The organism is Thalassobacillus devorans MSP14 (genome assembly GCF_000496835.1).
Lineage (GTDB): Bacteria > Bacillota > Bacilli > Bacillales > Halobacillaceae > Thalassobacillus > Thalassobacillus devorans_B.
The window spans coordinates 157,713-183,781 of record NZ_KI543238.1; the positions used below are offsets into that span (position 1 = coordinate 157,713).

Genomic DNA, 26,069 nt, shown 5'->3' on the forward strand with positions numbered 1-26,069 from the left:
AGGAGAATAGGAGGATGAAGGTTAATGCAAATTGATAAATTACGGGGGAAGACGCTTGATCAGCTGTTTGATGCTATCCTCGCTCTGGAAAATGTGGAAGAATGCTATCGCTTTTTTGATGACTTGGCTACGATGAACGAAGTCCAGTCATTGGCACAGCGCCTTGAGGTGGCCCGGATGCTTCGTGAAGGGTACACTTATCATAAAATTGAGACAGAAACCGGGGCTTCGACGGCAACAATTTCCCGGGTCAAGCGCAGCTTGAATTACGGTAACGATGCATACCAGATGGCACTCGATCGTCTGGCCGCCCAAAAAAGTGAATAAGTAAAAATCGCGCTCCGCATCAGGGGCGCGATTTTTTCGTTGAAGAGATAAGGGCAGCTTGTATTTTGCTATTTTCTTTCCTCCAATCAGTCTTTGGAAGAAAGGGGGATGCTGGTTCCTTTCTGGTAGTGGTTTTTGCTATAATGTAATAATGGATTATAGGTATTGGAGGATACAATCGTGTACAATGTGAACGAATGGCAGCATGTATTCAAGCTCGATCCGAACAAAGAAATTTCAGATGAACATTTGGAACAGATATGCGAATCAGGGACAGACGCTGTCATCGTCGGTGGCACGGATAATGTCACACTTGATGATGTCCTGAATCTAATGGCCAGAATACGGCGCTATTCGGTACCGTGTGTGCTGGAGGTTTCTAATCTCGATGCCATTACCCCGGGCTTTGATTTTTACTTTATTCCGATGGTGATGAACAGTCAGGATAAAAAATGGATGATGGATATCCAGCACCAGGCGGTGAAAGAGTACGGGGATATTATGAACTGGGAAGAGATGCTGGTAGAAGGATATTGTATTCTTAATGAAGATGCGAAAGCTTTTCAGTACACAAACAGCATCCTTCCCTCCAAAGAAGATGTCATTGCCTATGCGCGAATGGCGGAGCATATGTACCAACTGCCGATTTTTTACCTGGAATATAGCGGAGTCTACGGAGATGCCGAGCTCGTCCAAAACGTAAAAGACACGCTTGAAAAAACGTGCCTTTTTTATGGCGGCGGAATCACTACAGCAGGACAGGCGGAAGAAATGAAGCAGTACGCGGACGTCATCGTTGTAGGAAACGTCGTTTATGATGATATAAAATCTGCTTTGAAAACGGTCAAGGCAGCAAAAGGATAAAAATAAAGGATGGTGTCAATATGGCCCAGGCAATCAACGGGTTATTGAAAGGCCTGAACGAACAACAGCGGAATGCTGTGACACATACAGAAGGACCACTACTGATCATGGCAGGTGCAGGAAGTGGGAAAACACGCGTACTTACCCATCGGATCGCCTATCTGCTGCAAGAAAAGGAAGTTTCTCCACGCAGCATTCTCGCAATCACGTTTACGAATAAAGCAGCCCGCGAGATGAAAGAAAGGGTGGAAAGTCTGGTCGGAGCGGAAGGCGATGCGATTTGGATGTCGACGTTCCATTCGATGTGTGTACGGATATTGCGTCGTGATATCGACCGGATCGGATTCGACCGCAATTTTTCCATTCTTGATTCCAGTGACCAGTTGTCGGTCATCAAACAGGTATTAAAGCAGCTCAACCTGGACCCTAAAAAATGGGATCCACGTGCTATGCTTGGCGCAATCAGTGGAGCGAAAAATGAACTGATGTCATCGGATGACTATGCGCAGCAGGCGGGAAGCTATTATGAAGAACAAGTTGCAGAAGTGTACAAGCGTTATACAAAAACGCTGCGTAAAAATCAGTCGCTCGATTTCGACGACTTGATCATGCAGACACTAAATCTATTCGACAGGGTGCCGGAAGTGCTAGAATATTACCAGCGCCGTTTCCAGTATATCCATGTGGATGAATATCAGGATACCAACCATGCCCAGTACCAGCTTGTCAATCAGTTAGCGAGCCGCTATCAGAATCTATGTGTCGTCGGGGATTCCGACCAGTCAATTTATCGCTGGCGTGGGGCGGATATCCAGAATATCCTGTCATTTGAAAGCGACTATCCAAACGCACGCGTCATCATGCTGGAGCAAAATTACCGCTCCACCAAGTTAATTCTTGATGCCGCCAACAAGGTGATCGAGAACAATTCCGGTCGTAAACCGAAACGCTTATGGACCGATAATGACGGTGGCGAGAAAATATCTTACCACCAGGCAGCGACGGAAAGGGAAGAAGGGCTGTTTGTCACAAATAAAATAGAAGAAATGGTTCATGACAACCTGTGCCAGTATAAAGATATCGCAATTCTTTACCGGACGAATGCACAGTCCCGTACGATTGAGGAAACATTCGTCAAAGCAGGCATCCCATATCAGATGATTGGCGGGACGAAGTTCTACGATCGTAAAGAAATCAAGGATATGCTTGCCTACTTGCGCTTGATCGCTAATCCGAACGATGACTTGAGTTTTACTCGTGTCGTTAACGAGCCGAAGCGTGGGGTTGGAAAAACGAGCATAGAAAAGCTGCAGGCCTATAGTGCAGATCACGATATTTCCCTTTTTGAAGCAGCGGCAGAAGTGGATTTTGTCGGTGTCAGCGCCCGGGCAGCAAAAGCGATCATGGATTTCCGTACGATGATTGATAACTGGACAAAACAGCAGGAATTTTTATCTGCGACAGATATGGTTCAGGAAGTCATCGATAAGACAGGTTATGAAGAAATGCTGAAGAATGAAAAGAGTATCGAAGCGCAAAGCCGTTTGGAAAACATCGAAGAATTTAAGTCCGTGACTAAGAACTTCGAGGAAAACAGCGAAGATAAAACATTGATTGCCTTTTTGACTGACCTTGCTTTGATTGCCGATATCGATCAAATGGATGAAGATCCGATGGGGGATAATAAAGTCGTCCTTATGACTCTTCATTCAGCGAAAGGACTGGAGTTCCCAATTGTCTTTTTAATCGGGATGGAGGAAAATGTCTTCCCGCATAGCCGTTCCATCATGGATGAGGAAGAGATGGAAGAAGAACGTCGGCTTGCTTACGTGGGAATTACCCGGGCGGAAAAGCAGCTGTACTTGACTCATGCAAAAATGCGCACGTTATATGGAAGGACGAATATGAACCCGGTCAGCCGGTTTATCAATGAAATTCCAGCAGATATGATTGAAGGTAAAGCAGAGAAAGAAAACTTGCCGTTTTTCAACAACCAAAAACGCACTGCCGGCTTTGAGGCATCCACTCAGCCGAAACGAGCTGCTCAGAAAATCAAGAAAAAGACAGCATCTGGCGGCGAGAAAATCACCTGGCAAGCTGGCGACAAAGCTCAACATAAAAAATGGGGCGAGGGTACGGTCGTCAAGGTACAGGGAGAAGGAGAAGCGATGGAGCTTGATATCGCGTTTCCGGCACCGGTCGGTGTCAAACGCCTGTTGGCCAAATTCGCACCAATCACAAAAAGTTAAGGTGAGGTGGCTCCTGTGAATGAAACGGAAGCAAAACAAAAACTGGAAACACTGCGTGAACAATTGAACCAGTATAATTATGAATATCATGTTCAGGATAGTCCAAGTGTTTCTGATTACCAATACGATATGAAGATGCGGGAATTGATCGAAATTGAAGAGCAATTCCCGGAATTGATCACCCCTGATTCTCCATCTCAACGTGTCGGCGGACCACCGCTGGAGGCGTTCAAAAAGGTACAGCATAATGTACCGATGCTAAGCCTTGGGAATGCATTTAATGAAGAAGAACTCCGGGATTTCGATCGTCGTGCCCGGGGCGGTGTAGAGGAAGAAGTCTCCTATGTCTGTGAACTGAAAATTGATGGGCTTGCGGTTTCTTTGACATATGAAGATGGTTTGTTTGTAAGGGGAGCCACTCGTGGAGACGGGACCACCGGGGAAGACATCACGAAAAACCTGCGTACGATCCGCAATATTCCACTCCGCCTGAAGGAAAACCATACGTTGGAAGTTCGTGGAGAAGCCTATATGCCGAAAAGGTCATTTATAGCGCTCAATGAAGAAAAAGAAGCAAATGGGGATGAGCCTTTTGCCAATCCGCGTAATGCTGCAGCAGGATCGTTGCGTCAGCTCGATCCTAAAATCGCTTCCAAACGTAATCTCGATATCTTTTTATATGGTGTCGGGGAGTGGAAGGACAGCAAACTGGAATCCCATAGTGAGCGCCTCGAAAAATTAGAGGAACTAGGGCTGAAAACCAATCCGGAATGGAAAAAGTGCCGTAATATTGATGAAGTGATCGATTATGTCAATGGCTGGGTGGAAAGACGAATGGACCTCGATTATGAAATCGATGGCATCGTCATTAAGGTAGACCGGCTGGATCAGCAGGAGGAGCTGGGGTTTACAGCTAAAAGCCCCCGTTGGGCGACTGCCTATAAGTTCCCGGCTGAAGAAGCGATCACCCATCTGAAAGATATTGAACTAAGTGTAGGACGTACAGGAGCTGTGACACCAACTGCCATTCTTGAACCGGTAAAGGTGGCGGGTACAACCGTACAGCGTGCTTCGCTGCATAATGAAGATTTAATTAAGGAAAAAGATATCCGTATTGGTGATACGGTAGTCATCAAAAAAGCGGGAGACATCATCCCGGAGGTAGTAAGGGTCGTGATGGATGAGCGTACGGGGGAAGAGGAGCCTTACCGGATGCCGGAACACTGTCCGGAATGCGGCAGTGAGCTGGTCCGCTTAGAGGAGGAAGTCGCTCTCCGCTGTATCAATCCTAACTGTCCCGCTCAATTACGCGAAGGTTTGATTCATTTTGTATCAAGAAATGCAATGAATATTGATGGTCTCGGAGAAAAAGTGATTGCCCAGCTGTTTAAAGAAAATCTCGTGTCGACTATCGCAGACCTCTATAAACTGGATCGCGAGGAGCTTCTGAAGCTGGAACGGATGGGTGAAAAGTCAGTAGATAATCTCCTGAATGCTATTGAGGCTTCCAGGGAGAACTCGTTAGAGCGGCTCTTGTTCGGTCTCGGAATCCGTTATGTCGGTTCAAAAGCTGCTAAAACTTTAGCAGAAACATTTGGGACGATGGACAACCTGCAGGAAGCGAGCTTCGAAGACTTGACGGCAGTCAATGAAATCGGAGAAAAGATGGCTGATTCTATTTATCGTTATTTTGACGAGCCCAAAGTACAGGATTTGCTTACGGAATTAAAACGTCTAGGCCTCAATATGGAATATAAAGGACGTAAAAAGGACGACCAGCCCACTGACTCACCATTTTTGGATAAAACGATTGTGCTGACCGGAAAAATGGAAGATTATACCCGTTCGGAAGCAAAAAAATTAGTGGAAGACTTTGGCGGCAACATCACGGGTAGTGTCAGCAAAAAGACAGATATATTGATAGCAGGGGAAGATGCTGGCTCGAAGTATGATAAAGCGCAAGAACTAGGGGTAGAGATTTGGGATGAAAAGAAGTTCAAACAAGCATTGGATGCTTAGGGAGTGGAAATATGAGAAAGCTGCATGTATTATGGATGATTACGCTTCTGGTGCTGAGCGGGTGTATCCCGGTCTACGATAATGAAGAAGAAATTGTCCAGGAAAACTCCAAGGAAGATAAAAACGAGACAGCCATCGTTCCACGCCACAATATTTCCGAGGAGCATTACAAAACGATTTTGACCGAAGATGGACCAAAAAAGGCTAAAGCCAGAGGCGCTCTTACCCGTCAAATCAGTAATCGTCTTGATATTGATGCGCTGGAAACCGGGTTGCAGCGGCATTCGAAAGAGTTTTTCGATCCAGAATCCTATTATTTTCAGGCTGGACAGTATTTAGATAAAAATACAGTCCTGTCGCTGATCGATGGATTGAATCCTAACCGTGATAAATTAGAAAAAGAAGAAGATTACCGGGAAAATCCCCGCGTGTTGTCCCACATCCTGGAGCAGAATTACTTGAAAGAAGAAAAAGAAGGAGTAGTCAAGATTGCGGGGATATCGATTGGAATAGCTTTGAAGTCCACCTACTCCTTTCAGACGGAAATCGGGGGACCGACCTACGATGAGGAGGTTTCTGACAAGGAAATCCTGGCTGTCGGGCAAAAAACAGCTGACCGTGTACTTAAAGAAATTCGCAGTAATGAAGCCTTACAGAATGTTCCCGTTATGATTGCGCTCTATCGCGAGGAAAAATCAGGTTCAGCTGTGCCAGGCGATTTTGTTAAAAAAACATATGTAAAAGGCGGGAGCGCCACAGCATCCGGTTGGAAAGACATCAATGAAGATTACATTTTATTTCCGTCCAGCGAAGCAGAAGAAAAGCATTTCGAAGATTCCCAGCTGATTGGCGAGTTTCGTAACGAAGTATCCAAGTATTTCCCTAACTTCGTAGGATTTGTCGGGGAAGGATTTTATGTAGAAGATAAATTAAGGGAAATTTCCATTGAAATTCCGATCCAATTCTATTCAAAAACGGAAGTGATCGGTTTCACCCAATATGTCTACGGCTTAGTTATGGAGATGTTCAATAAAGGATATACAATAGAAGTGAAGATCCATAGCAATAACAAGCCGGAAAGCTTGATTGTGAAAAAGCGTGGGGAAGAAGAACCTTCCGTGCATATCTATTAAACTGACAACCACCCGGCACTTAGCCGGGTGGGATTTTTTAACTGGCACGGAAAAATAGTATTACGTTTGAAGAGTTGGTAGAGATAGGATAGAATATGTAATGGAAGCGCTTTAATAAGGTTACATATGTGAGACGAAAGCGGGCTTCTATTTCTATTTCCCAAGGAGGCGTTTTAGAATGGTAGTACCTTACAAGCATGAGCCGTTTACAGATTTCAGTGTGGAAGAAAATCGCAAAGCAATGGAAGAGGCGATTGCCAAAGTGGAATCTGATTTAGGTAAAGAATATCCACTGATCATTGGTGGCGAGCGCATCATGACGGACGATAAAATCGAGGTCGTCAACCCGGCCAACCGGAAAGAAGTCATCGGGTATGTATCAAAAACAAATAGAGACCTTGCAGAGAAAGCGCACAAAATTGCAGACGAAACTTTCGAATGGTGGCGCAAATCGGATGCCAGCTTACGTGCAGATATCTTATTCCGTGCAGCTGCAATCGTACGCCGCCGTAAACATGAATTCACTGCACATCTGATTAAAGAAGGCGGCAAGCCATGGAAGGAAGCGGATGCAGATACAGCAGAAGCGATTGACTTCATGGAATATTACGCCCGTCAGATGCTTCGCATTGATGAAGGAGTCGAAGTGAATTCCAGGCCGAATGAAAACAATCGTTTTCATTATATTCCGCTGGGCGTAGGTGTTGTCATATCCCCATGGAACTTCCTGTTCGCGATCATGTGCGGTACGACAGTGGCTTCTATGGTCACCGGTAATACGGTCCTATTGAAACCTGCGAGTGCGACTCCTATCATCGCTTATAAAATGATGGAAGTACTAGAAGAAGCAGGATTGCCTGCAGGCGTTATCAATTATGTACCTGGCAGTGGTAAAGAAGTGGGCGACTATCTTGTCGATCACCCGCGTACAAGGTTTGTCAGTTTTACTGGCTCCCGTGAAGTAGGAACCCGTATTTTCGAACGTGCAGCCAAAGTTCAGGATGGACAAAAATGGCTGAAGCGTACGATCATCGAAATGGGTGGAAAAGATACGATCATTGTAGATAAAGAATCTGACCTGGAACTTGCAGCAGATGCTATCACTTATTCTGCTTTCGGTTTCTCCGGTCAGAAATGTTCCGCATGTTCCCGTGTCGTCGCTCATGAAGATGTCTACGATGAGCTGCTTGAACGTGTGGTAGAAAAAACGAAGAAAGAAGTGAAATACGGGGATCCAACAGATAATAGCTTCTATATGGGGCCTGTCATCGACCAGGGAGCTTATGATAAGATTCTTGGTTACATTTCCACAGGAAAAGAGGAAGGACGCTTGATGCACGGCGGAAAAGGCGACAAAAGTAAGGGATGGTTCGTTGAACCGACGATTTTCGCTGATGTCGACCCGGAAGCTACCATCATGCAGGAAGAAATTTTCGGTCCGGTTGTGGCGTTTACGAAAGCTGAATCATTTGATGAAGCGATCGATATCGCCAACAACACCGAGTATGGTTTGACAGGGGCGGTCATAACGAATAACCGGCAGCATCTGGAACAGGCACGAGAGGATTTTCATGTCGGAAACCTTTACTTTAACCGAGGTTGTACAGCAGCGATTGTCGGCTACCATCCATTCGGCGGCTTCAATATGTCCGGGACTGATTCCAAAGCAGGCGGTCCAGATTACCTTCTGCATCACATGCAGCCAAAAACCACTTCTGAAATGCTATAAAAAGCAATTCACACGATACCAAAAAATCCTCCGTTCGTGGAGGATTTTTTTTGTGGGTTTGGGAAAAATACTACCACCATCCTTGAGGGTTAAATATATGTTAAAAAATGTATGGGTAGATAGTAGTACCCATCTTATTCATGTATTCAGCAATTTTATTAAATTTTTTTTTATTACCTTTTGTGAATATATATCGCATATAAAAATTATATAGCGTTATATATAGTGTTTATATGAATAAATATACATTCATTTGTCGATGATATAATTTTTGCAATGTTCAAATCCTTTGTATATGATATAGTTGTACCTGCGTTTGTGATTTAGCACTCCTGTTACTTTTGAATCATTATTTTTAATATTTAAAAAATTGCATGGGAGTGTATAACGGAGCTACGGACAAAAAACTTGGAGGTGGAAATATGGAAGAATTCGCATTATCCGGGGCAACATGGTTCTGGCTGTTTGTCCCAATGCCAATATTAATCATACTATCCGTCATTACACTATTTACTGGAAGGAGCGAATAACAAACAATGGGTACAGCAACGTTAATAACGTTTATTATCTATCTTTTAGGTATGCTTGGCATCGGTTTTGCCGCATACAAAATGACAAGTAATTTATCTGACTATGTATTAGGTGGCCGTCGTCTGGGACCAGGTGTTGCTGCGTTAAGTGCAGGTGCTTCAGACATGAGTGGGTGGCTATTGCTAGGTTTGCCTGGTGCTATTTATGCTTCCGGCTTCTCAGCAGCGTGGATTGGTGTCGGTCTTGCCATTGGAGCTTATTTGAACTGGCAGTTTGTTGCCCGTCGTCTGCGTATTTATACGGAGGTTGCAAATGATTCCATTACGGTTCCGGACTACTTAGAGAATCGTTTCCACGATAACTCACATATTTTACGCGTGATTTCAGCACTTGTAATCCTTCTATTCTTTACCTTCTACACATCTTCCGGTATGGTAGCAGGTGCCAAACTGTTCGAAGCTTCGTTTGGATTGACTTATACTCAAGCGCTTTGGATCGGTGCCATCGTAACCATATCTTATACTTTCTTAGGTGGTTTCCTGGCTGTAAGCTGGACAGACTTCGTCCAGGGTATTTTAATGTTCGCCGCATTGATTGCCGTTCCGATTGTAGCGATCAGTCAAATCGGTGGATGGGATGCTACTATTGATGCTGTTGGAAATATCAGTGCATCTCACGTAGATATGGTACAAGGTGTTGGCATCATCGCCATCATTTCGTCAATGGCCTGGGGTCTGGGCTATTTCGGTCAGCCGCATATTCTTGTGCGCTTTATGGCACTGCGCTCACCGAAAGATGTACCGAAAGCCCGTTTCATCGGTATCGGCTGGATGGTACTAGGTCTTTATGGTGCGATTTTTACAGGTATTGCAGGGCTTGCTTATATCAATTCCCAGGATGTTGGAATGTTAAGCCAATTTGGAATCGAAGTTGTCAATGAAAATGGCGTCCAAATGCTTGCAGACCCTGAAAAAATATTCATTGCGTTTTCTCAAATTCTGTTCCACCCAGTCATTTCGGGTATCTTATTAGCAGCTATTCTGTCTGCTATTATGAGTACGATTGACTCTCAGTTGCTTGTATCTTCTTCTGCATTGGCTGAAGATTTTTATAAAGCAATCATCCGTAAACAGGCGACAGAGCGTGAATTGGTATGGGTAGGCCGCTTAGCAGTTGCAGTAATTGCCTTGATCGCAATCCTGCTTGCCGGAAATCCTGACAGTTCTGTATTAAGCCTTGTTTCGTACGCATGGGCAGGTTTCGGTGCTGCATTCGGACCGATTATCCTGTTATCCCTATTCTGGAAAGGCATTACCCGCAATGGTGCCCTTGCCGGTATTATTGTTGGGGCAATCACAGTCGTAGTCTGGGCCGATTTCCTAAGCGGCGGTATCTTCGACTTGTATGAAATTATACCTGGTTTCATTCTGAATACCCTTGTGGCTGTCATTGTCAGTTTAGCAGGGAAGAAACCATCGAAAGAAGTCATGAGTGCATTTGATGAAGCGGCTCGCCGTTAATTACAATGAAAAAAGGGCTATCCCGTAAGTCTGCGAAGACATACCGGGATAGCCCCTTTTTATTCAATGGTAATGTTTTACAAAGCGACGGAGTTTTGAATCTTTTTCTTATGCCGATACTGATTGATGAAGTTTATTGCTAATTCATTGAATTTATCTGCTTGTTCAATGTTACAGACATGACCGCAGTCAGGTATTTCTGCTAAGCGGGCATGAGCAATTTTCTGCACTGCTTTACGAACATCCTTGATACAAAGGTGATCCTGCGTTCCCGAGATAAATAACTTTGGGACCTCTGCTGCGTTATGAATTTTCTTTAACGTCTTTTTCGGGTGCCTGGCTACTTTATACCAGGACATAAAGTCTTTCCTTTTCATCTTCTTTGCTTCACGGATGAATGTTTCTCTGCCAGCTTTGTGATTGGCTCTTGGCATGAGGATATGAGCAAACAATCGATAGAGGGCGTGATAGGGCATGAAATTCTTGATTGCTTCCCCAATAACCAGCAAGCCCTTTGCTACAGCGTTCAACCTGACAATGGAGCCTCCGAGTACTGTAGATCTTACCCGCTCAGGAAAATGACTGATCAAATTCTGGATTACCATCGACCCCAAAGAAATACCGACAAAATGGGCCTTGGGGATTTTCAAGTAGTTAAGCAATGCGATAATTTCTTCGTTTACCGTCTGAAAGCTCATTTTTTCCGAATAGGAGGTAGTGCTGGGTGAATCCCCGTGACCGGGGAGGTGTATGGACAATACGTTGAAATGTTTACGGAAAGCTTTAATCTGTTTATAAAATATTGTAGAGTTTCCTCCAATACCATGAACAAAAATAACATACTCAGAAGTAGAATCTTTTGTTTTCAAAACGTAATCAAGCATTGATGATCTCCTTTGTGACAACACATACATTATGAATTCCCTTAGGTGCAGGTCATTAAACAAACAGGAATAGCGTGTGTTGGTTGTGAAAACGGTTGTACCATCGAAATTATAGCACGAATTCGATAGGAAATCTTGCGGTAATGCTTTCCTTCCTATTTAATAGTTTCTTATGAGCTCTCCTGTGTTTTATGTTAAGATAGGAAAGGTGAAAAACTTGAACATTGCTTATTGAATCAATCATTTGGTATCATCTAATATTATGTGAGTACGAGACTGAATGGAGGTTTGGTTATGTCTAGAATCAGCAAAGAGGAAGTGAAGCACGTGGCCAATCTGGCGCGTCTTGCAATTAGTGAAGAAGAAGCGGACATGTTTACAAAGCAGTTGGACGATATCATTACGTATGCCGAGCAATTGAATGAATTGGATACTGCCGATGTCGAACCGACGACACACGTATTGGATTTAAAGAATGTCATGCGTAAAGACGAGCCGAGAAAGTGGCTGGAGAAAGAAGATGTGATGAATAACGCACCAGATCATAAAGACGGACAATTCAAGGTTCCATCTATTTTGGAATAAAGGAGGTACACCAATGTCATTGTTTGACTACACATTGAAAGAGCTTCAGGAGAAGCTACATAATAAAGAAGTCAGTGTAACAGACCTGGTTGAAGAATCTTATCAGCGTATTGAAGCAGTGGATGGCGAAGTCAAAGCATTTTTGACTTTGAATAAGGAACAGGCATTGAAGCAGGCGGAAGAACTGGATGCAGCACGTGGAAAGGAATCTGCTGCTTTGTTCGGACTGCCGATCGGCGTGAAGGATAACATCGTGACTAAAGGCTTGCGCACGACTTGTGCCAGCCAGTTTTTAGACAACTTCACCGATCCATTATATGATGCAACGGTTGTAGAGAAATTAGCAGATGCCAAGTCCGTAACGATTGGTAAATTGAATATGGATGAATTCGCGATGGGTTCTTCCAATGAGAACTCCAGCTACTATGCAACGCGTAACCCGTGGAACACAGATTATGTTCCAGGCGGTTCCAGCGGCGGTTCTGCAGCTGCGGTAGCGGCTGGTGAAGTGTTCTTCTCACTCGGTTCAGATACAGGGGGATCCATCCGTCAGCCGGCTGCATTCTGTGGTGTTGTCGGATTGAAGCCGACGTATGGCCGTGTATCCCGGTTCGGGTTAGTCGCATTTGCTTCTTCTTTAGATCAAATCGGGCCAATCACCAGAACGGTGGAAGATAACGCTTATTTGCTTGAAGCGATATCGGGACACGATACGATGGATGCTACCTCTGCAGATGTCGACGTGCCGAAATTCACGGAAGCTTTGACTGGCGATGTCAAAGGATTGAAGATTGCCGTACCAAAAGAGTATCTTAGTGAAGGGGTCGCACCTGAAGTAAAAGAAGCGGTTATGAGCGCTTTAAGAAAATACGAAGACCTTGGCGCTACATGGGAAGAGGTTTCCCTGCCGCATTCCAAATATGCGGTTGCCACGTATTATCTCCTGGCATCTTCAGAGGCTTCTGCTAACCTTGCTCGTTTTGACGGGGTCCGCTATGGTGTCCGTACCCAAAATGCTGAAACTATGCTCGACATGTTCAAGCGTTCCCGTTCCGAAGGTTTTGGAGACGAAGTCAAGCGCCGTATCATGCTTGGTACGTTTGCGTTAAGCTCTGGCTATTACGATGCTTACTATAAAAAAGCGCAGCAAGTACGTACACTGATCAAGAATGACTTTGAACAAGTGTTAGAAGACTATGATGTCATTATTGGACCAACAACCCCGACACCTGCTTTTAAAGTAGGTGAAATCGTAGATGACCCATTAACGATGTATGCCAACGATATTTTGACGATTCCAGTCAACCTTGCAGGCGTCCCGGGAATTTCTATTCCATGCGGACTCTCATCAGATGGACTTCCGATCGGACTGCAAATCATCGGTAAACATTTTGATGAAAACACTGTCTATCGTACCGCACATGCGTTCGAGCAAGCGACAGATTTTCATAAACAACGCCCATCCCTTGGAGGTGCGCAATCATGAACTTTGAAACAGTAATCGGTCTCGAAGTACACGTAGAACTAAAAACGAATTCAAAAATCTTCAGCCCATCTCCTAACATGTTTGGAGATGAGCCTAATACAAACGTCAACCCGATCGATCTCGGGTATCCTGGTGTTCTGCCAGTATTGAATGAGGAAGCGGTCAATTTCGCTATGAAAGCTGCTATGGCTTTAAATTGTGAGATTGCGACAGACACTAAGTTCGACCGGAAGAACTACTTCTATCCCGATAACCCGAAAGCTTATCAGATTTCCCAGTTCGATCAGCCAATCGGGGAAAACGGTCATATTGATATCGAGGTTGATGGCGTGAAAAAGCGTATCGGGATCACTCGTCTTCACTTAGAAGAAGATGCTGGTAAACTGACCCATAGCGATGAGGGCTACTCACTGGTTGACTACAACCGTCAGGGTACCCCACTTGTAGAGATCGTATCGGAACCTGATATCCGTTCTCCGCAGGAAGCGTATGCTTACCTGGAAAAATTGAAGAATATCATTCAGTACACCGGAGTATCGGATTGTAAGATGGAAGAAGGTTCACTGCGTTGTGACGCGAACCTTTCCCTTCGCCCAATCGGGCAGGAAGAGTTCGGTACCAAGACAGAGCTGAAGAACCTGAATTCATTCTCTTTTGTTCAAAAAGGCCTGGAGTTTGAAGAAAAGCGTCAGGCACAAGTGCTGCTTTCCGGTGGGGAAATCCTGCAGGAGACACGCCGTTATGACGAACAGACGAAAGAAACGATTCTAATGCGTGTCAAAGAAGGTTCGGACGATTATCGTTACTTCCCGGAACCGGATTTAGTTCCGCTGTATATTGACGATACTTGGAAAGAGCGCATTCGTGCCGAAATCCCAGAGCTCCCTGATGCACGTAAGAAACGTTATATCGAGGAACTTGAACTTCCGGAATATGATGCGATGGTGCTTACGAATAATAAAGATATGTCTGATTTCTTTGAAGAAACCATCAACCATGGAGCGGATGTCAAACAAGCCTCAAACTGGCTGATGGGTGAAGTTTCTGCTCATTTGAACAAGCAGCAGAAGGAGTTTGATGAGATAGCTTTGACTCCGGAATCACTTGCTAAGATGATAAAGCTGCTTGAGGATGGTACAATTTCTTCTAAAATCGCCAAGAAAGTTTTTGCTGAGTTAGTGGAAAAAGGCGGCGATCCAGAGAAAATCGTTAAAGAAAAAGGACTTGTGCAGATTTCTGATGAAGGTCAGCTGACCGAAATTATCACCAGGATCCTTGATGACAACCAGCAGTCGATTGAGGATTATAAGAACGGTAAAGACCGTGCCCTTGGTTTCCTAGTCGGTCAGGTCATGAAAGAAACCAAAGGACAGGCGAATCCGCCGATGGTCAACAAGATCATCCTTTCAGAAATGGAAAAGCGCTAGACCATACTACAGAACAGAACACGGGCTTGCAAAAGCACGCATAGTACTGCGTGCTTTTGTATGTTTAAATAATTTGGACCATACACTATAATGATGGCAAAAAAAGTGTAAACAAGCTATGATAGATAATGGAACAAGCCTGGATGAGGGGGAGACCTTATGAAACGTGCTCGGATCATCTATAATCCGACCTCCGGAAGGGAAGTATTTAAAAAAGTATTACCTGATGTACTGCAGCGCTTTGAGCAAGCGGGCTATGAAACATCTGCACATGCCACTACCTGCGCGGGAGATGCGACAGAAGCTGCTACGATTGCGGTCCAGCGTGGTTTTGATGTGGTGGTAGCAGCAGGCGGTGATGGCACCATCAATGAAGTGATCAATGGCATTGCCGAGCAGGAAGACCGGCCGAGACTAGGTATCATTCCGGTTGGTACAACGAATGACTTTGCCCGAGCGTTGCGCGTACCAAGGAATAACATTCATAAAGCTGTCGATGTTATCCTCGAGGATCATTACGAAGCACTCGACATCGGCAGGGTAAACGGTCAATACTTTATGAATATCGCCGGTGGAGGAAAATTGACCGAACTTTCCTATGAGGTACCCAGCAAGCTGAAAACAATGCTGGGTCAGCTTGCCTATTACCTGAAAGGAATAGAAATGCTCCCTTCACTAAGGCCGACCTATGTGGAAATCGAGTATGACGGGAAAGAATTCAAAGGGGAAATTATGTTGTTCCTCGTTTCTAATACGAATTCGGTAGGCGGGTTCGAGAAACTGGCGCCTGGTGCAGAGATGAATGATGGGCTGTTTGATTTGCTGATCATTAAAAAAATGAACATGGCAGATTTCATCAGAATCGCTTCGCTGGCAGCGCAGGGCAGGCATTTGAACGATCCACATATCATTTACACGAAAGCAAGCCTGATTAAAGTTCATACCGAAGAGAAGATGCAATTGAATATCGATGGGGAATATGGTGGATTATTACCCGGGAAATTTGTCAATCTGTATCGACATATCGACTTTTTTGTCCCAGAGGATAAATTTGTCGCAGAAGAGAAGAAATTAGAAGACATCGATATGAAATAAAGCCATAGGCTGTAGATATCATTATCTACAGCTTTTTCGCTATCAAAAGCGTCATGTGTTAAACTTTTGTCAGCGAACACCTATCAATATGTGGGTTATCCCACTCTCTATCATTTAATTTGATCTATAAACAGAATTCGTTCCAAACACATAAATGAGCGTTCATGGTAATTTTGATAAAACATTAGAAAAAGGACGATGTGTTATGGCTAAACCAAAGCCGCCAGTACAAAAAAATCAAACGGTAGAACTGACTTTCGAGGATCTGACCCATGAAGGGGATGGGGTCGGTAAAATAGATGGCTACCCGCTATTTGTTCCTTATGGACTGCCAGGTGAAAAAGCAACGGTGAAAGTCGTCAAAGTAAAGAAAAACTTTGGGTTTGGTAAGTTGCTCGACCTCCATGAAAAAAACCCTGAACGGGTGGATCCGCCTTGCAACGTATTTTTTCAGTGTGGTGGCTGCCAAATCCAGCATATGAGCTACGATATGCAGTTGAAAATGAAGCAGAAGCAGGTTAAAGATGCGATGCGGAAAATCGGCCATCTGGAACATGTGCCTGTGCACCAGGTGAGAGGGATGAAGGATCCCTGGCGGTACCGCAACAAGGTTCAGATGCCGGTAGGAGAACGTGATGGACGTCTGGTTGCCGGCTTTTATCAAAAACGGAGCCATAATATCATCGACATGGATACGTGTGTCGTACAGGACGAGTCGAATGACCGTATGGTAGAAGCAGTGCGCCGTATCGCAGAGCGATATGGAGTCAGGTCCTATGATGAAGAAAATAACCGGGGGGTATTGCGCCATATCATGGTCCGTACCGGTCAAAACACGAAAGATGTGATGGTGGTGCTGGTTACCAGAACGAAAAAACTCCCTAACCAGGACGAGATCATTGATGAAATCCGCGACGCTTTCCCTAGTGTGAAGTCGATCGTTCAAAACGTAAATCCAAAGCGCACGAACGTCGTATTGGGTGACGATACAAAGGTACTTTATGGAGAAGAATATATCTACGACACGATCGGCGATATCAACTTCGCCATATCGCCTGAATCGTTCTATCAGGTTAATCCGACACAGACAAAGACGCTATACGACCAGGCACTGGAGTACGCGGCATTGAGTGGAAAAGAACAAGTCATCGATGCCTACTGTGGTATCGGCACCATATCGCTTTTTCTCGCCCGTAACGCCAGGAAAGTATACGGGGTTGAAGTAGTTCCGGAAGCAGTTGCCGATGCCAAAGCAAATGCAAAGTTGAACCACATCGAAAATGCAGAATTTTATGTCGGTCAGGCTGAAAAAGTGATGCCATGGTGGAAGTCGCAAGGATTGAATCCTGACGTCATTGTTGTGGATCCACCACGAAAAGGCTGCGACGAACAGTTATTGCAGTCGATGCTGGATATGAATCCTGAGCGAATTGTTTATGTTTCCTGCAATCCATCGACACTGGCACGTGACTTAAGAATACTGGAAGATGGCGGCTATGAAACGAAAGAGATTCAGCCGGTCGATATGTTCCCCCAGACATCACACGTGGAGTGCGTCTCGTGGTTAGAGAAAAAATAAGTAGGGGATGCAGCAACCAAAAAGCACCTTACCGATGCCTGAGGAGGCGTTCTGGTAAGGTGCTTTTTCTTATGCATGATAAGAAATTATCGATTCCCGTTTATTTTTAAGGTCAAAGCGGTCTGCATTCATGACTTTTACCCAGGCATCAACGAAGTCACGTACAAATTTTTCTTTGTTGTCGTCTTGTGCATATACTTCTGCCAGAGCGCGAAGTTCTGAATTTGAACCGAAGACGAGGTCCACGCGTGTCGCTGTCCGTACGACTTCACCAGTTTTACGGTCGCGTCCTTCGTATAGATTATAACCTTTAGGCTTCCATTCGATGCCCATATCCAGTAGATTTACGAAGAAGTCGTTCGTCAGTGTGCCGACATGATCTGTAAAGACGCCATGGTCTGTGCCGCCGTGGTTTGTACCAAGCACACGCATCCCGCCAATCAGCACGGTCATTTCGGGTGGCGTGAGGCCGAGCAGCTGGGATTTATCTACCAGCAATTCTTCCGGACTTAAGGTATATGCTTTCTTCTCATAGTTGCGGAACCCGTCTGCCATTGGCTCTAATACATCAAAGCTTTCTGCATCTGTCATCTCTGCTGTAGCATCTCCGCGTCCTGGGGCGAATGGAACGGTTACATCGACGCCGGCATCTTTGGCAGCTTTTTCTATTGCTGCGCTGCCACCCAGGACAAGCAAATCTGCGATACTGACTTTTTTATCAAGCTGGTTTTGGAGATCTTGATAGACTGATAGCACGTGTTCTAATTTTTCAGGCTCGTTCACTTCCCAGTCCTTCTGAGGAGCAAGGCGGATGCGTGCTCCATTCGCGCCGCCGCGCATATCAGAACCACGGTATGTGCTTGCTGAAGCCCAGGCAGTTGTCACCAGTTCGCCGATTGTTAATCCAGTATTAAGGATTTTTCCTTTCAGCTCGGACACTTCTGCTTTTGTCAATTTATAATCAACAGCAGGGATAGGATCCTGCCAAATCAAATCCTCTTCTGGAACTTCAGGTCCCAGGTATCTTGATTTCGGGCCCATGTCACGGTGAAGCAGCTTGAACCATGCGCGGGAGAAGGCGTCTGCGAATTCAGCGGGATTCTCATAATAACGGCGTGAAATTTTTTCATAATCCGGGTCCATACGCAATGCCATATCAGCAGTGGTCATAAAGGTAGGGACTTTTATAGCCGGGTCCTCTGCATCCGGGGCGAGGTCTTCCTCCTTTGGATTCACTGGAGCCCACTGGTTCGCCCCGGCACGACTCTTTGTCAGCTTCCATTCGTAGTTAAATAGCAGCTCAAAAAAGCCATTGTCCCATTTAGTGGGGTTTGCCGTCCAGGCACCATCTACGCCACTGGATATCGTGTCACGGCCTTTACCGCTGCCATGCGTGCTCTCCCAGCCCAGGCCCTGTGCTTCTATATCAGCAGCTTCAGGGGCAGCACCAACCTTTTCCGGGTCTCCTGCACCGTGCGCTTTACCAAATGTGTGTCCTCCGGCGATCAATGCAACGGTTTCCTCATCGTTCATACCCATGCGTGCAAATGTTTCACGTATGTCGTGCGCACTTGCAAGCGGGTCGGGTTCTCCATTTGGTCCTTCAGGGTTTACGTAAATAAGTCCCATTTGTACAGCGGCAAGCGGATCCTCAAGGTCACGGTCACCAGAATAACGATTGTCAGCCAGCCATTCTTTTTCTGAACCCCAATACACGTCTTCTTCAGGATGCCAGATGTCTTCACGTCCTCCGGCAAAACCGAATGTGTCCAGACCCATATCTTCCAGTGCAACGTTACCCGCTAATACAAGCAAATCAGCCCAGGAAATCTTGTTTCCATACTTTTGTTTGATAGGCCATAACAAGCGTCGTGCTTTATCAAGGTTTACGTTATCCGGCCAGCTGTTAAGTGGTGCGAAACGCTGGTTACCAGTTGCGCCGCCTCCCCGGCCGTCGCCTGTTCGATACGTACCGGCTGCATGCCAGGACATACGGATGAAGAGCGGTCCATAGTGTCCAAAGTCAGCAGGCCACCAGTCCTGACTGTCAGTCATCATAGTGCGGAGGTCCTGCTTTAGTGCATCATAGTCGAGCTTTTGGAATTCTTCTGCATAGTTAAAGTCATTCTCCAGCGGGTTTGACTTTATGTCATGCTGTCGAAGCATATGCAAATTCAATTGGTTCGGCCACCAATCCTTATTGGTTGTCCCGACTTTTCCAGTAGTAACGGCACTTTCTTCCTCCGTTTTATGACCGGTTACAGGACACTGCTCAGCACTGGCTTTACTCTCATGCATCTCGTTCTTGTCCATTTACAACTCCCCCTCCTGGATATGGTGATGAGAATTTATAACCGTTCTCAGATTATAATTATAATAAAAAATCCCTCTTAATGAAAGCGTTTTCCAATAATTTTCAGAAAATAGTTTTAGACATAAAAAAACAGCTGAAGGATAGCGTGAATTTTAAATAAGGATGCTACACTTCTATGGCTGGAAGATTCCCTGTTTAGCATGGGTAATATGTCTTTTATGGTTTATCTTTATGCGTAACACACCAGTATTATTTTCTGGATCAAAAAATTTATGGCAGGAAGGTTCGACAATTTGTTATGCTGGGGCTGTATATAAGAATGGAAGCAATTTAAAAGGGGAGGAAATGACAAGAACGGAAGGGGTAAGTTACTGAAGTGGAGTGCATGGATAAGGATAATAAAGACAAAAGGGGAGGAAATGATGATAAAATTAAAAGAAATAGCTGAATCCATGGCATTGCAAATGGACGAATTTTACACGTTTTTCGATAAAGAAAGCTGCAAGTTTATTCTTATCAGTGAAGAATCTTTACAATCTGCTGAAGATATGGAGCCATTTGACCATTTGCCGGAATGGCAGCAGGAAGAAAGGGAATGGGCAAATCTCTGTTTGGAGTATCCAAAGCGGTTTGTAAGTCTGCCTGATAAATTTGTCATCGATGAATATGGGATGATGAAAGAATTTATTTTTCACTTAAAAGACGATAAGCAAAAAAATCAACTTCTCAGAGCAATCCAGGGACGCGGGGTCTTTCGCAGGTTCAAAGACCTGATAAACCGTTGGAATATTGACCGGGAATGGTACCAATTCCGTGAGGAGGAATATGAGAAGATCGCACAGGAGTGGTGTGAGGAGAACGATATTGAGTATAAGCTGTAAGGTGAAAGTATGTTGCGGTATTCCAGGTGAGGGATGCTTTGTGGGAAACAAAAGGACATTCTCTTCTTCATGAGAAGGAACGTCCTTTTATATTGGCATTTTTTACTCTTCATTCTTCCACCTGACTATTTCGTTCACCAAATGCTTCGGGAAGCATTTTGAACCCTTCCACCTCCGCATCTTCTTCCACTTCAATCATTATATAACGTTTTCCCAGGTGATTGATTTGCTTGACAAATTGCAAATCCTGGGGACTGATGGCAATGTTGGCTACTTTCGTATTGATCTTAATCGACTTTGATTTATACTTTGGAACGATGCTGCTCGCTTTTAGCTCGTAGGCCTCGTCATCGGTGATTTTTTGAAAAGCGTCTTTTACTTTTTCTGGTTCTACCTTTGCGCCACTTCGGCTTAAGACCCGCTCCACATCGTTGTAATCAAGTTTCGGTGTTTCTCCCTCTTCGTTTTCCTCTACAACATTATTGATTTCACCATAGACAGTAGCCAGGGTGGACGGAGGAAGCTGATCTCCGACCACATCTCTGATGACTTCTTCAAAAACCGCTTTATCTTCTTTCGCGGTCATGATTTCTTCGCCATTCAATACTTCTTCAATAAATCGGTAGTCAGGTTCGTTGGCCTTGCCTGCACTATAAAGGATATGGTTAACATCGGCTGAGTTTTCCGTAAAGCATGGAAAAAGAAATCCTGCTATCGGAGCGTTGAGATCGATAACCGGATCAACCTCGATATTATATTTGAATTCCTTTTCGATATAGTCGAACTGCCATTCCCTTTTAGGTTCCTGGGTTTTGTTGATGCTGCACAGGATAAAGGAGTGGGAGTAGACAGTATCCCGTTCACTTTCCTCAGCCTCTTCATTACGTCGCTTCATCGGCTTCATGTATTCGGCACGAATAAAGGAGATGACGACATCCTTCTCATACGGATGGTCCTTAATGATTTTCTCTGTCATTTGCAGCATTTGTGCTTTCCACTCTTCGACTTCGCTGCTTAACAGTCCTCGATGCAAGATAAGCTGGGTGTTGTTGTCAGTTTCCCGCTGGAATTTCAGCTCGAACAGCTTTTCATCCAGTTGGCCTGTCAGTACTTTTTTGAAGTTATTCATAAACAGCTCCTGCTGATCCCTATCGAGCATTTCGAACGGCTGGCTCTGATGATGAAAAATTTCCGTAGTTTCTTTCATGATATATACGTTAAAAAGGTCCGATATTTTCAATAAGTCATTATCCACTTTGAACTGCCTGCGAATGCCGGCAACATCTTTTTTGTCCATTAATTATTCACTCCTGCGTTCCGAGAGTTATGCATCTTCCTAAAAAGATTCTTTTATTTTAACATAGGGATCATTTGGAGAGGGAAGGCTTTTATATGATTACATTTGTTTATTGCATAAAACACTGTGTTTCGGGTAATGAAAGTAAAAGGAGTAAGTAGCAAAAAAAGGATTTATGGAATGGAGGTTTTAAGTGTGGATAATAAAATGAACCGGGGTATTCTGACCGCACTGGCAGGTATCGGCCTTGCCCAAGGGCTGAAGATTTTGACGCATAAACGCGTGTCAGGAGAGTGGGATGTGAAACAGGTGGCTACCACTGGCGGGATGCCAAGTTCCCATTCTGCGGGAGTTTCAGCGCTTGCTACATACATAGCGGCCAATAGAGGTTCCCGTCATACGGAAACAGCATTAGCGGTCGTTTTTGGGGTGATCGTCATGTATGATGCCCAGGGAATCCGCCGTCATACCGGGGAGATTGCCAAACTGGTCAATGAGCTGGAAAACAGTTTTGCTATGATATCGAAAGATTTTCCAAGTCTGGAATTCGTTCAGCGGGAAAAGGAATTGAAGGAACTGTTGGGTCACCAGCCTTTAGAAGTTCTGGGCGGAGCACTTTTAGGAACTGCATTAGGGTTACTTTCTGCAAAATATGAAGATCGAAAATAGACCTTTCAGCACAACTATCACCATTCAAATTTTTTGGAGGACAGATTGCATCAACAGGTTCGGAACATCTAATGAAAAATGAAAAGTTATCACTCTATAATTTAAAAACGTTTCTACTTTATTGAACCCAGAAAAAAGCCCTCTCGATGCGAGAGGGCTTTCGTAGTTTTACTGATCATTCTCATTCCAATCATAATTATCTTCAATATGGTCGATGATACGCTGGTGGCGTTTTTCCTCTGCTTTTTTCTCGGCTTTCCTGCGCGCATCTCTATAATCTTCCCGGATTGATTTCAACAATGAAATAGCAGCTACCAGCAGTACAAAGGAGAATGGCAGCGCTCCTATCAGGGAGGCTGTCTGTAACCCCTTTAATCCGGCGCTGATAATTAAGACAGCAGCTAGGATAGCAATCAGGGAACCCCATACGACTTTTACAATGACGGACGGATTATTATCTCCATTCGAGGTCATCATTCCAAGTACGAAGGTAGCGGAGTCGGCTGATGTGACCAGAAATGTAAACAATAAACAGATGGCCAAAACAGAGAGGGCAGTTCCTAACGGTATGTTCTGCAACATATTGAATAGGGCAGTGGTTTCATCTTTAGCTACCGCGCCTGCAATGTCTGTTCCATGGAAAAGGTCGAGGTTAATCGCTGTCCCGCCGAAGATTCCAATCCAGATGATTCCAATAGCTGGAGGAGCTACCATTACCCCCAGTACAAATTCACGGACGGTCCGCCCTTTTGAAATCCTGGCTACGAACATCCCGACAAATGGCGCCCATGCAATTGTCCATGCCCAATAATAAACCGGCCAATCCTGAACCCAGGTTCCATTTGTGTATTGGTCCAATCTTAAGCTTGCCTGGAAAAAGTTTTGTAAATAATCACCGATTCCCATGGTTATAGTATCAAGGATGAACCCGGTCGGGCCGATGATCAGCACTACTACCATCAGCAGGAGTGCAAGTGCCAAGTTGGTATTACTTAAGTATTTGATTCCGCGATCCAGACCGGAAATGGTCGAGACCATAAAGAATAAGAACATCAACGCCACAATGATGATTTGGGTGGTGGTTCCGGATGGCACATTGAAAACGAAACCGAGCCCGCCATTGATCTGCAGCACGCTTAAACCTAAGGTGGTAGCAACACCCATTACCGTTGCGATGACCGCAATGATATCTATCGTATTTCGAAGCGGCTTTTTCCCTTTATTGCCGATAACAGGGTTCATGGTATCACTTATCAGGCTTCTTTCATCCTGACGATAGATGAAATAAGATAGAGCTAAACCTACGAATGTAAAAGAAGCCCATTGATGGATACCGTTGTTGAAGAAAGCATTCCACATTGCTACCCGAGCAGCCTCAGCAGTCTCAGGTTCGACATTTTCAAATGGAGGCGGAGATCCAAAGTGGGTCATTGGTTCGGCAACACCCCAGAACACGATACTGACCCCGAAACCGGTACTGAATAACATAGCGATCCAAGTGAAAATCGGATACTTGGGTTTTGTATTTTCACCGCCCAGTTTAACCTTTCCGTATTTACTGAATGCCAAATAAAAGTTGAAGATAATAATGAAGAGGACAAAAGCTAAATAGAACCAGCCAAATGTATCAGCAATGAAGCTGTAGATAGTATTTGCCTGGGAGGATAGTGCCCCTGGAGCTAATGCGCCCCACAAAGCAAACAAGAAAATGATGGTAAATGATACCCAGAAGATACTGTTCATAAATTTGTACTTCTTCCGTTTACTGCCCATAGTCAGTCTCCTTTTCAATCATAAATTAAGGGTTTTACTCCCAATTACTTTACCCGCCTGTCCAAGCAGGTAACCTAGTTAATTTTATGTAGTTTTGATAAGAAATAAGCAATATGGAATGCGTAAAGAGTAGTGGTCGAATATTTCGTGTACCTAAACATTGATTTTCAAGATAAACTGGGTTAAAATTTCTAAGTTACTTAAAATGGAAAGAAGGAATAACGTGGACAAAACACAAACAGAGGAAGAACCAATAAATAAAATTCCATTAATGATTGTACTCTTATCTGGTGCATTTGTCGCTATCTTGAACCAGACACTTTTAGCTACGGCTATTCCACATATAATGCAGGATTTGAACCTGGATGCGAATACCGCCCAGTGGCTGCAGACAATTTTTATGCTGGTAAACGGAATCATGATCCCGATCACAGCTTTTTTGATTGAACGATTTACAACCAGAGGGCTTTTTCTGACAGCCGTCGGTACCTTCGCACTCGGAACATTAGTATGCGCCATTGCTCCAAACTTCAGTATTCTATTATCTGGAAGGGTACTGCAGGCAGCGGGAGCAGGGATTATCATGCCGCTGATGCAGACCATCCTGTTCTTAGTTTTTCCAGTTGAAAAACGAGGTTCAGCAATGGGGATGTTCGGTCTTGTCATTGCATTCGCCCCTGCTATCGGTCCCACTTTGTCGGGTTACCTTGTTGATAATTTTCCATGGCGGAGTTTATTTTATGTCATTTTACCGATTGCCATCATCGATATCATTGTTGCTTATTTCATATTGAAAAACGTAACTAAGCGGACTTTCCCGAAAGTCGATGTATTATCCATTATCTTATCCACTATCGGTTTTGGCGGGATCCTATACGGATTCAGCGTGGCAGGAAGCGGCGGATGGCTCCATGCCGAGGTGCTGGGATCTCTGATCGTTGGAGCGGTAACGCTTATCATATTCATTTTGCGACAATTGAAGCTCGACCAGCCGATATTGGAATTCAGGATTTTTAAAAATACGATTTTTACTCTCACGACGGGTATCGGGATGGTAGCGTTTATTGCGATGATCGGAGGGGCAGTAATCCTTCCGATATTGATGCAGGATATGCTGGGGTTCACTGCACTGGAATCAGGTTTGATGCTTCTTCCCGGAGCAGTACTGATGGGGCTGATGAACCCAGTCACGGGCCGGCTTTTTGACCGGTTTGGCGCTCGCTGGCTTGCCATCATTGGATTGTCCATTCTGGTTATCACAACTTTCATGTTCTCCCGAATAACGCCGGAAACCACATTCGTTTACCTGGCAACTGTCAATGCGGCCCGTATGTTTAGTATTTCCATGATTATGATGCCTGTTACGACTGCAGGACTGAACCAGCTGCCGAACCAGCTTATGCCACACGGATCGGCGATGAATAATACGATGCGCCAGGTTGCCGGAGCAGTTGGCACAGCCTTGCTGGTGTCCGTGATGACAACGCAGGCTGAGCCTTCGGAAGGGGTTACCGGATTAATTCATGGAGTCAACGTTTCGTTTATAGTTGCTGGAATCATCGCGATCGTTGGTCTGGTTTTATCTTTCTTCATTAGGAACTCGCGGCCAGCTGCTGCCTGACTCTAGCTATAGGCGGAAACCTTCTTTAGGAAGATTTCCGCCTATATTGTTTTTGTTTCCTGGTACCTTGCCCAGGCCGTGATTTA

The 26,069-nt window shown here is 44.7% G+C and carries 19 protein-coding genes; 15 read left to right on the forward strand and 4 right to left on the reverse strand.

Going from position 1 to position 26,069, the window contains the following annotated elements:
* The first annotated feature begins 24 nt into the window (after window positions 1-24).
* The 7 genes from P855_RS0116935 (at window position 25) to putP (ending at window position 10,372) form a co-directional block, all read left to right on the forward strand.
* A complete protein-coding gene (locus tag P855_RS0116935) occupies window positions 25-327 on the forward strand; it encodes a YerC/YecD family TrpR-related protein (protein WP_028784682.1) in 303 nt (100 codons plus the stop codon).
* A gap of 180 nt (window positions 328-507) precedes the next feature.
* Window positions 508-1,191 carry a heptaprenylglyceryl phosphate synthase gene (locus P855_RS0116940; RefSeq protein ID WP_028784683.1) on the forward strand — a complete coding sequence of 228 codons (684 nt, stop codon included), beginning with the start codon at window positions 508-510 and terminating at the stop codon, window positions 1,189-1,191.
* Window positions 1,192-1,211: 20 nt separating this feature from the next.
* Window positions 1,212-3,440 carry a DNA helicase PcrA gene (pcrA, locus tag P855_RS0116945; protein WP_028784684.1) on the forward strand — a complete coding sequence of 743 codons (2,229 nt, stop codon included), beginning with the start codon at window positions 1,212-1,214 and terminating at the stop codon, window positions 3,438-3,440.
* A 15-nt stretch (window positions 3,441-3,455) separates the two neighbouring features.
* Window positions 3,456-5,459, forward strand: coding sequence for an NAD-dependent DNA ligase LigA (ligA, locus tag P855_RS0116950; protein ID WP_028784685.1), 2,004 nt, complete (start codon window positions 3,456-3,458; stop codon window positions 5,457-5,459).
* 11 nt (window positions 5,460-5,470) lie between these two features.
* The gene (locus tag P855_RS0116955; protein WP_028784686.1) at window positions 5,471-6,592 is read left to right on the forward strand and encodes a CamS family sex pheromone protein; all 1,122 of its coding nucleotides are present in this window, start codon (window positions 5,471-5,473) and stop codon (window positions 6,590-6,592) included.
* A gap of 178 nt (window positions 6,593-6,770) precedes the next feature.
* A complete protein-coding gene (gene pruA / locus P855_RS0116960) occupies window positions 6,771-8,321 on the forward strand; it encodes an L-glutamate gamma-semialdehyde dehydrogenase (protein ID WP_028784687.1) in 1,551 nt (516 codons plus the stop codon).
* Between the two features lie 536 nt (window positions 8,322-8,857).
* Entirely contained in the window at window positions 8,858-10,372 is a 1,515-nt protein-coding gene (putP, locus tag P855_RS0116970) for a sodium/proline symporter PutP (RefSeq protein ID WP_028784688.1), read from the forward strand.
* Between the two features lie 77 nt (window positions 10,373-10,449).
* Here the strand turns inward: putP and P855_RS0116975 are convergent, their stop codons facing one another.
* The gene (locus tag P855_RS0116975) at window positions 10,450-11,256 is read right to left on the reverse strand and encodes an alpha/beta fold hydrolase (RefSeq protein ID WP_028784689.1); all 807 of its coding nucleotides are present in this window, start codon (window positions 11,254-11,256) and stop codon (window positions 10,450-10,452) included.
* A 294-nt stretch (window positions 11,257-11,550) separates the two neighbouring features.
* Here P855_RS0116975 and gatC point away from each other — a divergent pair, with 294 nt between their 5' ends.
* The 5 genes from gatC (at window position 11,551) to rlmD (ending at window position 17,428) form a co-directional block, all read left to right on the forward strand.
* On the forward strand, window positions 11,551-11,841 hold the full coding sequence (gene gatC / locus P855_RS0116980; RefSeq protein ID WP_028784690.1) for an Asp-tRNA(Asn)/Glu-tRNA(Gln) amidotransferase subunit GatC: 291 nt from the start codon (window positions 11,551-11,553) through the stop codon (window positions 11,839-11,841).
* Window positions 11,842-11,854: 13 nt separating this feature from the next.
* Window positions 11,855-13,327, forward strand: coding sequence for an Asp-tRNA(Asn)/Glu-tRNA(Gln) amidotransferase subunit GatA (gene gatA / locus P855_RS0116985; protein ID WP_028784691.1), 1,473 nt, complete (start codon window positions 11,855-11,857; stop codon window positions 13,325-13,327).
* Window positions 13,324-14,754, forward strand: a complete 1,431-nt coding sequence (gene gatB, locus P855_RS0116990; RefSeq protein ID WP_028784692.1) for an Asp-tRNA(Asn)/Glu-tRNA(Gln) amidotransferase subunit GatB — start codon at window positions 13,324-13,326, stop codon at window positions 14,752-14,754. The genes gatA and gatB overlap by 4 nt, the downstream gene beginning before the upstream one ends.
* Before the next feature lie 159 nt (window positions 14,755-14,913).
* On the forward strand, window positions 14,914-15,849 hold the full coding sequence (locus tag P855_RS0116995) for a diacylglycerol kinase (protein WP_028784693.1): 936 nt from the start codon (window positions 14,914-14,916) through the stop codon (window positions 15,847-15,849).
* 205 nt (window positions 15,850-16,054) lie between these two features.
* On the forward strand, window positions 16,055-17,428 hold the full coding sequence (rlmD, locus tag P855_RS0117000) for a 23S rRNA (uracil(1939)-C(5))-methyltransferase RlmD (protein ID WP_028784694.1): 1,374 nt from the start codon (window positions 16,055-16,057) through the stop codon (window positions 17,426-17,428).
* 69 nt (window positions 17,429-17,497) lie between these two features.
* Here rlmD and katG read toward each other — a convergent pair whose 3' ends face one another.
* Entirely contained in the window at window positions 17,498-19,741 is a 2,244-nt protein-coding gene (katG, locus tag P855_RS0117005) for a catalase/peroxidase HPI (RefSeq protein ID WP_028784695.1), read from the reverse strand.
* Window positions 19,742-20,164: 423 nt separating this feature from the next.
* Here katG and P855_RS0117010 point away from each other — a divergent pair, with 423 nt between their 5' ends.
* Window positions 20,165-20,623, forward strand: a complete 459-nt coding sequence (locus P855_RS0117010) for a UPF0158 family protein (RefSeq protein WP_051353292.1) — start codon at window positions 20,165-20,167, stop codon at window positions 20,621-20,623.
* A gap of 109 nt (window positions 20,624-20,732) precedes the next feature.
* Here P855_RS0117010 and P855_RS0117015 read toward each other — a convergent pair whose 3' ends face one another.
* Window positions 20,733-21,920 carry a DUF4317 domain-containing protein gene (locus P855_RS0117015; protein WP_028784697.1) on the reverse strand — a complete coding sequence of 396 codons (1,188 nt, stop codon included), beginning with the start codon at window positions 21,918-21,920 and terminating at the stop codon, window positions 20,733-20,735.
* Window positions 21,921-22,127: 207 nt separating this feature from the next.
* Between P855_RS0117015 and P855_RS0117020 the strand changes: the two genes are divergently transcribed.
* Window positions 22,128-22,589, forward strand: a complete 462-nt coding sequence (locus tag P855_RS0117020) for a divergent PAP2 family protein (protein WP_037986536.1) — start codon at window positions 22,128-22,130, stop codon at window positions 22,587-22,589.
* 168 nt (window positions 22,590-22,757) lie between these two features.
* On the opposite strand, the gene P855_RS0117025 is transcribed toward P855_RS0117020, so the two are convergent.
* Entirely contained in the window at window positions 22,758-24,362 is a 1,605-nt protein-coding gene (locus P855_RS0117025) for a BCCT family transporter (protein WP_028784699.1), read from the reverse strand.
* Window positions 24,363-24,633: 271 nt separating this feature from the next.
* Here P855_RS0117025 and P855_RS0117030 point away from each other — a divergent pair, with 271 nt between their 5' ends.
* Window positions 24,634-25,983: a DHA2 family efflux MFS transporter permease subunit gene (locus tag P855_RS0117030; protein WP_235062683.1), complete on the forward strand. Its 1,350-nt coding sequence runs from the start codon at window positions 24,634-24,636 to the stop codon at window positions 25,981-25,983.
* Window positions 25,984-26,069 lie beyond the last annotated feature (86 nt).

What these genes read in the sequence shown, in the direction of transcription:
- P855_RS0116935 (WP_028784682.1), top strand. Translation starts at nt 25, where the DNA reads ATGCAAATTGATAAATTACGGGGGAAGACGCTTGATCAGCTGTTTGAT.
- pcrA (WP_028784684.1), top strand. Translation starts at nt 1,212, where the DNA reads ATGGCCCAGGCAATCAACGGGTTATTGAAAGGCCTGAACGAACAACAG.
- P855_RS0116955 (WP_028784686.1), top strand. Translation starts at nt 5,471, where the DNA reads ATGAGAAAGCTGCATGTATTATGGATGATTACGCTTCTGGTGCTGAGC.
- pruA (WP_028784687.1), top strand. Translation starts at nt 6,771, where the DNA reads ATGGTAGTACCTTACAAGCATGAGCCGTTTACAGATTTCAGTGTGGAA.
- putP (WP_028784688.1), top strand. Translation starts at nt 8,858, where the DNA reads ATGGGTACAGCAACGTTAATAACGTTTATTATCTATCTTTTAGGTATG.
- P855_RS0116975 (WP_028784689.1), bottom strand. Translation starts at nt 11,256, where the DNA reads ATGCTTGATTACGTTTTGAAAACAAAAGATTCTACTTCTGAGTATGTT.
- gatC (WP_028784690.1), top strand. Translation starts at nt 11,551, where the DNA reads ATGTCTAGAATCAGCAAAGAGGAAGTGAAGCACGTGGCCAATCTGGCG.
- gatA (WP_028784691.1), top strand. Translation starts at nt 11,855, where the DNA reads ATGTCATTGTTTGACTACACATTGAAAGAGCTTCAGGAGAAGCTACAT.
- gatB (WP_028784692.1), top strand. Translation starts at nt 13,324, where the DNA reads ATGAACTTTGAAACAGTAATCGGTCTCGAAGTACACGTAGAACTAAAA.
- P855_RS0116995 (WP_028784693.1), top strand. Translation starts at nt 14,914, where the DNA reads ATGAAACGTGCTCGGATCATCTATAATCCGACCTCCGGAAGGGAAGTA.
- rlmD (WP_028784694.1), top strand. Translation starts at nt 16,055, where the DNA reads ATGGCTAAACCAAAGCCGCCAGTACAAAAAAATCAAACGGTAGAACTG.
- katG (WP_028784695.1), bottom strand. Translation starts at nt 19,741, where the DNA reads ATGGACAAGAACGAGATGCATGAGAGTAAAGCCAGTGCTGAGCAGTGT.
- P855_RS0117010 (WP_051353292.1), top strand. Translation starts at nt 20,165, where the DNA reads ATGATAAAATTAAAAGAAATAGCTGAATCCATGGCATTGCAAATGGAC.
- P855_RS0117015 (WP_028784697.1), bottom strand. Translation starts at nt 21,920, where the DNA reads ATGGACAAAAAAGATGTTGCCGGCATTCGCAGGCAGTTCAAAGTGGAT.
- P855_RS0117020 (WP_037986536.1), top strand. Translation starts at nt 22,128, where the DNA reads ATGAACCGGGGTATTCTGACCGCACTGGCAGGTATCGGCCTTGCCCAA.
- P855_RS0117025 (WP_028784699.1), bottom strand. Translation starts at nt 24,362, where the DNA reads ATGGGCAGTAAACGGAAGAAGTACAAATTTATGAACAGTATCTTCTGG.
- P855_RS0117030 (WP_235062683.1), top strand. Translation starts at nt 24,634, where the DNA reads ATGATTGTACTCTTATCTGGTGCATTTGTCGCTATCTTGAACCAGACA.